We start from the raw sequence: 8,615 nt of genomic DNA, 5'->3' as shown, positions 1-8,615 counted from the left end.
GCGCCCGCGCCCCCCCCCCCCCCCCCCCCCCCCCCCTCGTCGTAGCAGTCGGAACTAGCACCCACCGGGACCCGCCCGGAGCGGGCGTCGTTGAGGTCGCCGTGGTTCAACGAGGCGTGGGAGACGTCCACCAGGACCTGGCCCGGCCCGGGCACGGGATCCGGCACCTCGGCGAGGCGGACGGCGGCGGATGCGGACGGATCGACGACGAGAGCGCGAACAGACATGTCTTCCCCCTTGGGTCACGACCGGCGGCAGCAGCCATCGTGGACCGCCGCGCTGCTCATGATCGCCCGGGCAGGTCCTGGGCGTGCGGTGTTCTCGACGTCCCGTCAGACCGTCGGGTCCCAGAGCCCGTCGGCCTCGCCGCGGGCGAGGTGCTCGGCGTAGACGCCGGCCTTCCAGGCGATGATGGAACGGCACTCCTGCAGCGCCTGGATCTGTGCCTCGACGCGCTGCTGATGGGCGTCGAGGAGGCGGAGACGTTCGGCCTCGTTGCCCGGACCTTGCCGTACCAACTCGGCGAACCGCTTCAGGTCGGCGAGGGGCATACCGGACTCGCGCAGCCTGACGCAGATCAGCAGCCAGTCGACGTCGACCGTGGTGTACCGCCGACGCCCGCCCGAGGTGCGCCGGACCGGCCCGACCAGCAGACCCTCGCGCTCGTAGAAGCGCAGGGCGTGCACGCTGAGCCCGGTCCGCTCGGCCACCTCGCCGATGCCCAGTGATCCGGCAGTTGTCATGCGGCCAGCCTAGGACTTGATCTAGACCTCACTCCAGATCCTAGCGTCGTCGCCATGACCACCGAACAGCGCCCGCTCGGCTCGCCCTTCTCCGCCACCAGCACCGCCGAGGACGTCATGGCGGGCCTCGACCTCTCCGGCGCGACCGCCGTAGTGACCGGCGGCTACTCCGGGCTCGGACTGGAGACCACCCGGAGTCTGGCGGCCGCCGGGGCCCGGGTCATCGTTCCGGCACGCCGGCCCGGGGCCGCCCGCGCCGCCCTCGCGGAGGCGGAGTCGAGTGGCTGCGACGTCGTCCCCATGGACCTGACCGACCTCGACAGCGTGCGCTCGGCCGCCGCGCACATCGCCGACTCCGTCGACCGGCTCGACCTCCTCATGGCCGTGGCCGGCGTCATGGCCACCCCCGAACGACGCGTCGGACCCGGCTGGGAAGGCCAGTTCACCGCCAACCACCTCGGACACTTCACGCTCGCCTGCGAGCTCCACCCGCTCCTGGCCGCCGCCGACGGAGCACGCGTGATCGTCAACAGCTCCGCCGGACACACCCTGACCGGCATCCGATGGCACGACCCGCATTTCCGCACCGGCTACGACAAGTGGCTTGCCTACGGCCAGTCCAAGACGGCCAACGCCCTGTTCGCCGTACACCTCGACACCCTCGGGCACGACGACGGCGTCCGGTCGTTCGCGCTCCACCCGGGCAAGATCATCACGGGTCTGCAGCGGGAGATGACGCTCCGGGAGCAGATCGAACGCGGCTGGGTGGACGAGCACGGCACCGTGATCGGCGCGGGCTTCAAGACCCCCTCCCAGGGCGCAGCCACCGGCCTCTGGGCGGCCACGTCCCCGCTTCTCGACGGACGCGGCGGGCTCTACCTGGAGGACTGCGACGTCGCGCGCGTCTCCGCTCCCGACGAGCCCATGGACGACGGCGGAGTCCGCGCGTACGCCATCGACCCCGACGCCGCCGCACGGCTGTGGGAACTGTCCGCCGCGGCGACCGCCGCCACCCCGGTCACCCGGTGAAAAAGTGAGGGGGTGGCGCGGTGCCACCCCCTCACCCGCCTACCCGCCGTCGGTCAGTGGCGGCGGTACGACTCCACGTAGCCGTTCGCGGGCGTGCCCACGCCCGTCACGTCGTCGTAGCCCTTCACGGCCTGCAGGGAGCTGTCCTTGCCCAACGTCCGTGCGGACGTGGTCAGGCCGCCCGTCTTGTCGTAGCCGTTGACGAAGTCGACGCGTGCGACCGCGAGCCCGGCGCCCGTCGGGTTGTCCGTCACGTCGTGGTAGGCCTTCGAGCCGTACCGCGCGTAGATCGACGGGTTGGCGAAACCGATCGCCTTGCCGCCGCTCGCCTCCTGCGCCAGCGCCTGGACGGCCGCGATCACCGGCGCGGCCAGCGAGGTGCCGCCGATGCGGTACTCGTCGTACGCCTGCGTCTTCCCGTCCGGCAGGGTCTGCGTCTGCCCCACCAGGAACCCGGTGTTCGGGTCGGCGATCGCCGCGATGTCCGGGACGACGCGGTTGCCGTCGGCACCGTTGGCCTTGGCCAGCGCGTCCGGCACGACGCCCTTCTGGTAGTACGGCGCGGCGACCGTCTTGCTGGTGCCGCCGCCCGCGCCCGAGGTGAACGCGCCGGGGAAGTCGGTCCAGCTCTTGCCGTCGGCCGCCAGCACCGCCTTCTGCGTGCCCCAGCCGGTCTCCCACAGGTACGAGTCGCCCTTGCCGACCGCCAGCGAGGTGCCGCCGACCGCCGTCACCCACGCCGAGTTGGCCGGGGTGTCGACCTGCTTGGTACCGGTGTTGGCGACCTCGTCGCCGTTGTCGCCGGAGGAGAAGTAGAAGCCGATGCCCTCGACCGCGCCGAACTGGAAGACCTGGTCGTAGGCGGCCGCGAGGTCCGGCGTCTGGTTGGCCTCGATGTCGCCCCAGGAGTTGGAGACGATGTCGGCCAGGTGGTTGTCGACGACCTTGCTGAGCGAGTCGAGCAGGTCGTCGTCGAAGCAGGAGGCGGCGCCCACGTACGTCACCTGCGCGGCGGGCGCGACCGCGTGCACGGCCTCGACGTCGAGGGTCTCCTCGCCGTACCAGCCGGCCGCCCCGCACTCCTTGGTCTTCGTGTACTTCCCGGGCAGCACCTGGCGCAGCTGGCCCGTGGTCCAGGCCGCGTCGCCGTTCTTCTTCGCGTAGGTGGCCGCGTCGAAGGCGATGGTCGGGGAGGCGTACGCGTCGGTGATGGCGATGCGCACCCCCTTGCCGGTGCGCTTGCCGGCGCCGTACGCGGCGCGCAGCTGCTTGCCGGTGTAGCCCTTGACGGCGTACGGGATCTTCGTGCCGTACGCGTCCGGCAGCGTGCTCGCCACGTTGGAGCCGTGGTACGTCGAGAACGGCCCGGCATTGCGGAACACCGTCTCCGGCGGCGGGAGCTGGTCCTTGTGGCTCGCCCGGTGCGGCGCGTTGTCCAGGCCGGTGACGGTCAGGACGGCACCCTTGAGCTCGTCCGGCACCGACGCGGTCGTCGCGGGTGCGCGGTAGGTGCGGCCGCCCTTGGTGTAGTTGTGCAGCTGGGTGCCGAACGCCTTCTCCGCGGCGGCCACGTCACCGCTGACCGCGACGTAGTGCTGCGTGACACCCGTGACCTTCATGCCGGCGGACTTCAACCAGCTCTTGACAGCGGCCACTTGGGCCTTCGTGGCACCGAAGCGGGACTGTGCCTGCCGCGCGGTCAGGTACTTGCCGTGCGACGCCGAGCTCGGGTCGGACACGGCCTTCGCGTACGCGGCGAGGCCGGCCGCGTCCCGGCCCGCGAGGTAGACCCGCGCGTTCACCTGGCCGTTGTCCGATGCCGCGCCCTTGTCCGCCTTGGTCGTGGCCCAAGTGGGCTTGGTGCCGGCGAGCGAGTCCCGGTCCTGGTGGTCCGAGGCGTGCGCGGCGGGTATGCCGAGCGCCAGCGCGCCGGCGAGCAGGGGCAGTGTCGCTGCCAGGCTCAGTCCGGCACGCGGGGTGGCGCGTTTGGATCTCATGAAACCCCCTGTGCGGTTTTTCGTCGCGAGTGGATCACTCGACTGTCGTCACTCTCGCGATGAACCGTTCATGTCAGGGGAATGCGAGGGCCAAGAAGCTCCCAATTAACCTAATGACAAGGCCATTTGTCAGAGCCCGTCACGGACTCTCATGGCCGCGGCTTCGCGCCCCGCTCCGCCAGCATGTCCTTCATCAGGTCGATCTCCGACTGCTGCCCCTCGACCATGCCCTGCGCGAGCCTCTTCTCCACGCCGACCGAGCACTTGTCGACACAGCCCTCGGCCATGTGGATGCCGCCCTTGTGATGGGCCGTCATCAACTGGAGGTAAAAGACTTCCGCCTGCCTGCCGTTGAGGGTCCCGAGCTTCTTCATCTCCGCGTTGGTCGCCATGCCCGGCATCAGCGCGCCGTCCTCGCCGGAGGCCATGTCACCCATGCCCATCCAGGTCATCGGCGCGTCCGCGGACACCTTCGGCAGCTCCCACAGATCCAGCCAGCCCAACAGCATGCCGCGCTGGTTGGCCTGCGTCTGGGCGATGTCGTACGCCAGCCGCCGCACCTCCTCGTCCTTGGTGCGGTCGCGCACGATGTACGACATCTCCACGGCCTGCTGGTGGTGCACCGCCATGTCCCGCGCGAACCCGGCGTCCGCGGAGTCGGCGGCCGGCGTCTGCGCACCGCCCCCGTCCTCGGCGACCGAGTAGGTGATCGCGCCGGCCGCGACCAGCACGGCCGCCGCGGTCCCGGCAATCCAGCCGATGTGCTGCCTCACTCCGACAGACCACCCGTGCACGCCGCGCCCGGCTCAGGGGTCTGCTTGCCCTGGACGTACGTCTCGAAGAACTTGCCGACGTTCGGGTCGCTCGCGCTCGTCACCGTGCGCTGGTGCCCCCACGCGCTGAGCATGATCGGCGCCTTCTGCTTCTCGTCCGGGCTCATCAGCGTGTACGGCGTCTTCTTGACCTTCTCCGCCAGCGCCGCGACGTCGGCCTTGGAGGCCTTGCTGGTGTACGTCACCCACACCGCGCCGTGCTCCAGCGAGTGCACGGCGTTCTCGCCTGCGAGCTCCTTGGTGTAGACGTCGCCGTTGCAGTTCATCCAGGCCCGGTTGTGGTTGCCGCCGACCGGGGGTTCCATCAGGTACTTCACGCTCGTCTCGACGTGCGTGCGGGCCAGCGTCCCCTTCCAGGTCTGCACGCCGTCCTTGCCGGTGACGAACTTCCCGGTGGTCTTGTCGCTGTCGGCCTTCGCCTTGTCACTCTTGTCGGACTGCGACCGGACGAGCACCACACCGCCGACGACCAGACCGGCGACGACCACCACGCTGGCCGCGATGGTGAGGATCCGGCTGCGGCGCTCACGGGCCTGCTCGGCACGCCGCATCTCCTCTATTCGCGCTTTGCGCGCCGCGCTGCCCTTGTTCTTGGCGGAGCCCATGGGATGTGCCCTTCTGGGGGGTGGGACGGTCGGGTCCGCTGATCGTAATGGGGGAGGTGTGACCTCCAGTAGAGCGGCCGATATTTTGAACCGCGAATGCGCATTATCTACGCTGCGGGGTATGCGGCTGTTGCGCTCGACCGACCTGGCACTGCGCCTCCTCATGCGGCTCGCCGTGCTGGGGGACGCCACGCCGACGACCCGCGAGGTCGCCGCGGACATGGAGGTGCCGTACACACACGCCGCCAAGGTCGTCGCCGAGCTCCAGCACATGGGCCTGGTCGACGCACGTCGGGGGCGCGGCGGCGGGCTCTCGCTCAGCGGCAAGGGCCGTACCGCGTCGGTCGGCGCGATCGTGCGCGCCTTCGAGGGAGACGGCGACGTCGTCGAGTGCGAGGGCGACAACCCCTGCCCGCTCCACTCCGGGTGCCGGCTGCGCGGTGCGCTGCGGCGGGCCCAGGAGGCCTTCTTCGCCTCGCTGGACCCGCTGACGGTGGCCGATGTGACCGCCGACCCCACCGGCCCGCTGCTGCTCCAGATCGGCCGCGCACCCTGAGGCGCGCCCGGCCTCAGCCCTCCTGGGCCAGCCAGAGGTCCGGCCCGAACACCTCGTAGTGGATGTCGGCCGGCGCCACCCCCTTCCCGATCAGCTGCGCCCGCACCGCCCGCATGAACGGCAGCGGCCCGCACAGGTACGCGCGCGTGCCCTTCGGTACGGCGATGTCGGTGAGGTCGACCAGGCCGGTGCGGTGGGTGGTGTCGAAGGCGGGGGCCTCGGCTGCGCGGCCGGTGTGCCGCTCGTACCAGAAGTGGACCGACGCCCCCGGCAGCTTCCCGGCGTACCCCTCGTGGTCGGCGCGCAGGGCGTGCTCGGCGGGGGAGCCGTCGCCGTGCACGACGAGCACCGGGCCCTGGTGCCCGGCGTCCGCGAGCTGACCGAGCATGGCGACCATCGGGGTCACACCGATGCCGGCCGAGGCGAGCAGCAGCGGCGCGTCGGTCTCGAACCCGGCCCCGGTCCCGGTCTCCCCGAGCACGAGATCGCCGTACGGTGCCGACAGGTGCAGCCGGTCGCCGACGTGCACGCGCGCGTGGAGGTGGTTGGAGACCTCGCCGTCGGGTGAGGCGCCGTCGTGCACACGCTTCACGCTGAACTGGCGTATCGGTGATCCGGGCGCGGCGGAGAGGCTGTACTGGCGGATCTGCCGGGCCCCGTCGGCCAGCTCGACCTGCACGGACACGTACTGTCCGGCCCGGAAGTCCGGCGCCGGGCGACCGTCGGCCGGGCGCAGCCGGAAGGTGGCCACGTCGGCGGTCTCCGCGACGCGCTCGACGACCTCCCACTCCCGGAATCCGGCCCCGCCGTGCTCGTCGTACAGCCGCCTCTCGATCGCGATCAGGGCGTTCGCCATCAGCCAGTACACCTCGTCCCAGGCGGCCGCGACCTCGGGTGTGACGGCCTCGCCGATCACCTCGGCGATGGCGGCGAAGAGGTGCTCGTGGACGAGCGCGTACTGCTCCGCCGTGACGCCCAGGGAGGCGTGCTTGTGGGCGATACGGGCCAGCATCGCGTCCGGCCGCTCGTCGGGGCGGTCGACGAGGTACGTCGCGAACGCGGCGATCGACCCCGCCAGCGCCTGCCGCTGGGTGCCGGCCGCCTGGTTGCCGCGGTTGAACAGGTCGCGCAGCAGCTCGGGGCGGGCGGCGAACATCCCGGCGTAGAAGCGCTCGGTGATCTCACCGATGGCCCCGCCGACGACGGGAAGGGTGGCACGCACGGTGGCGGTGGACTGCTCGGACAGCATCGGGTCTCCTCAGGCTCGATCGGGCCGATCCGGTGCCATCATTAAAACTTGCATCCAAGATGCAAATTAAAGCGGGGTGGGTCCTGAGGGGCCGGGCATTACGGATGTCGGTGCGAGCAGGCAAGATGGGCGTTAGAGCAGTACACCGGCACCGCTCAGGGACACCGGCCGTAGGCCGGGAGTTCCGCCCGGGGTCGCTTCGGCGATCAAGGTGCGCAACGCGCCTGAAACGGTGTTGTGGTGTGATGCTCAGGTGCCCGACCGCCTCCCGCGGTACTCGGAGACAGGCGGCCTGACCAGCAAGGATGGGGAAGCGGAAGATGGACAAGCAGCAGGAGTTCGTGCTCCGGACCTTGGAGGAGCGCGACATCCGGTTCGTACGGCTGTGGTTCACGGACGTTCTGGGCTTCCTCAAGTCCGTGGCCGTGGCCCCTGCCGAGCTGGAGCAGGCCTTCGACGAGGGCATCGGCTTCGACGGCTCGGCGATCGAGGGCTTCGCCCGTGTATACGAGTCCGACATGATCGCCAAGCCGGACCCGTCGACCTTCCAGATCCTGCCCTGGCGCGCCGAGGCCCCCGGCACGGCCCGGATGTTCTGCGACATCCTCATGCCGGACGGCTCACCGTCCTTCGCGGACCCGAGGTATGTGCTGAAGCGCGCCCTGGCCCGCGCCTCCGACCTCGGCTTCACCTTCTACACCCACCCCGAGATCGAGTTCTTCCTGCTGAAGGACAAGCCGGTCGACGGCTCGGTGCCGACCCCCGCCGACAACTCCGGCTACTTCGACCACACCCCGCAGAACATCGGCATGGACTTCCGCCGCCAGGCGATCACCATGCTGGAGTCGATGGGCATCTCGGTCGAGTTCTCCCACCACGAGGGCGCCCCCGGCCAGCAGGAGATCGACCTGCGCTACGCCGACGCGCTGTCCACGGCGGACAACGTCATGACGTTCCGCCTGGTCATGAAGCAGGTGGCGCTGGAGCAGGGGGTGCAGGCGACCTTCATGCCGAAGCCGTTCTCCGAGCACCCCGGCTCGGGCATGCACACGCACCTGTCCCTCTTCGAGGGCGACCGGAACGCGTTCTACGAGTCCGGCTCCGAGTACCAGCTCTCCAAGGTCGGCCGCTCCTTCATCGCCGGCCTGCTGAAGCACGCGGCGGAGATCTCGGCCGTCACCAACCAGTGGGTGAACTCCTACAAGCGCATCTGGGGCGGTTCCGAGCGCACCGCCGGCGCCGGCGGCGAGGCCCCGTCCTACATCTGCTGGGGCCACAACAACCGCTCCGCCCTGGTCCGCGTCCCGATGTACAAGCCCGGCAAGACGGGCTCGGCGCGGGTCGAGGTCCGGTCACTGGACTCCGGAGCGAACCCGTACCTGGCGTACGCGCTGCTGCTGGCCGCCGGCCTCAAGGGCATCGAGGAGGGCTACGAGCTGCCGCCCGGCGCCGAGGACGACGTCTGGGCCCTCTCCGACGCCGAGCGCCGCGCGATGGGCATCGAGCCGTTGCCGCAGAACCTGGGCGAGGCGCTGACGCTGATGGAGCGCAGCGATCTTGTCGCCGAGACGCTCGGTGAGCATGTCTTCGACTTCTTCCTGCG

At 70.5% G+C, this 8,615-nt stretch carries 8 protein-coding genes and 1 pseudogene; 3 read left to right on the top strand and 6 right to left on the bottom strand.

Annotated elements, in window-relative coordinates:
- Both POF73_RS45355 and POF73_RS45350 read right to left on the bottom strand, forming a co-directional pair.
- Positions 1–227 (bottom strand): annotated as a pseudogene (locus POF73_RS45355) (zinc-binding dehydrogenase); the annotation flags it as partial.
- Positions 228–332: 105 nt separating this feature from the next.
- Positions 333–743, bottom strand: a complete 411-nt coding sequence (locus POF73_RS45350; protein WP_272125395.1) for a MerR family transcriptional regulator — start codon at positions 741–743, stop codon at positions 333–335.
- 54 nt (positions 744–797) lie between these two features.
- Here POF73_RS45350 and POF73_RS45345 point away from each other — a divergent pair, with 54 nt between their 5' ends.
- A complete protein-coding gene (locus POF73_RS45345) occupies positions 798–1,772 on the top strand; it encodes an oxidoreductase (RefSeq protein ID WP_272125394.1) in 975 nt (324 codons plus the stop codon).
- A 53-nt stretch (positions 1,773–1,825) separates the two neighbouring features.
- Here the strand turns inward: POF73_RS45345 and POF73_RS45340 are convergent, their stop codons facing one another.
- The 3 genes from POF73_RS45340 to POF73_RS45330 form a co-directional block, all read right to left on the bottom strand.
- The gene (locus tag POF73_RS45340; RefSeq protein ID WP_272125393.1) at positions 1,826–3,769 is read right to left on the bottom strand and encodes a S53 family peptidase; all 1,944 of its coding nucleotides are present in this window, start codon (positions 3,767–3,769) and stop codon (positions 1,826–1,828) included.
- A 149-nt stretch (positions 3,770–3,918) separates the two neighbouring features.
- Entirely contained in the window at positions 3,919–4,542 is a 624-nt protein-coding gene (locus tag POF73_RS45335) for a DUF305 domain-containing protein (RefSeq protein ID WP_272125392.1), read from the bottom strand.
- Positions 4,539–5,207 (bottom strand): DUF3105 domain-containing protein, encoded by a 669-nt coding sequence (locus POF73_RS45330; RefSeq protein ID WP_272125391.1) that lies wholly within the window; start codon positions 5,205–5,207, stop codon positions 4,539–4,541. Before POF73_RS45330 ends, POF73_RS45335 begins: the two co-directional genes overlap by 4 nt.
- Before the next feature lie 121 nt (positions 5,208–5,328).
- Between POF73_RS45330 and POF73_RS45325 the strand changes: the two genes are divergently transcribed.
- Positions 5,329–5,763: an Rrf2 family transcriptional regulator gene (locus POF73_RS45325; protein WP_272125390.1), complete on the top strand. Its 435-nt coding sequence runs from the start codon at positions 5,329–5,331 to the stop codon at positions 5,761–5,763.
- A gap of 13 nt (positions 5,764–5,776) precedes the next feature.
- On the opposite strand, the gene POF73_RS45320 is transcribed toward POF73_RS45325, so the two are convergent.
- Positions 5,777–7,012, bottom strand: coding sequence for a globin domain-containing protein (locus POF73_RS45320; protein ID WP_272125389.1), 1,236 nt, complete (start codon positions 7,010–7,012; stop codon positions 5,777–5,779).
- Between the two features lie 320 nt (positions 7,013–7,332).
- Here POF73_RS45320 and POF73_RS45315 point away from each other — a divergent pair.
- Positions 7,333–8,615, top strand: a 1,283-nt coding sequence (locus POF73_RS45315; protein ID WP_272125388.1) for a glutamine synthetase family protein, incomplete at its 3' end; no start/stop codon positions are given.

Source organism: Streptomyces sp. HD (assembly GCF_028369295.1).
Taxonomy (GTDB): Bacteria; Actinomycetota; Actinomycetes; order Streptomycetales; family Streptomycetaceae; genus Streptomyces.
Note: the sequence above shows the minus strand (reverse complement) of the source record. Positions and strands in the feature narration are given on the sequence as shown.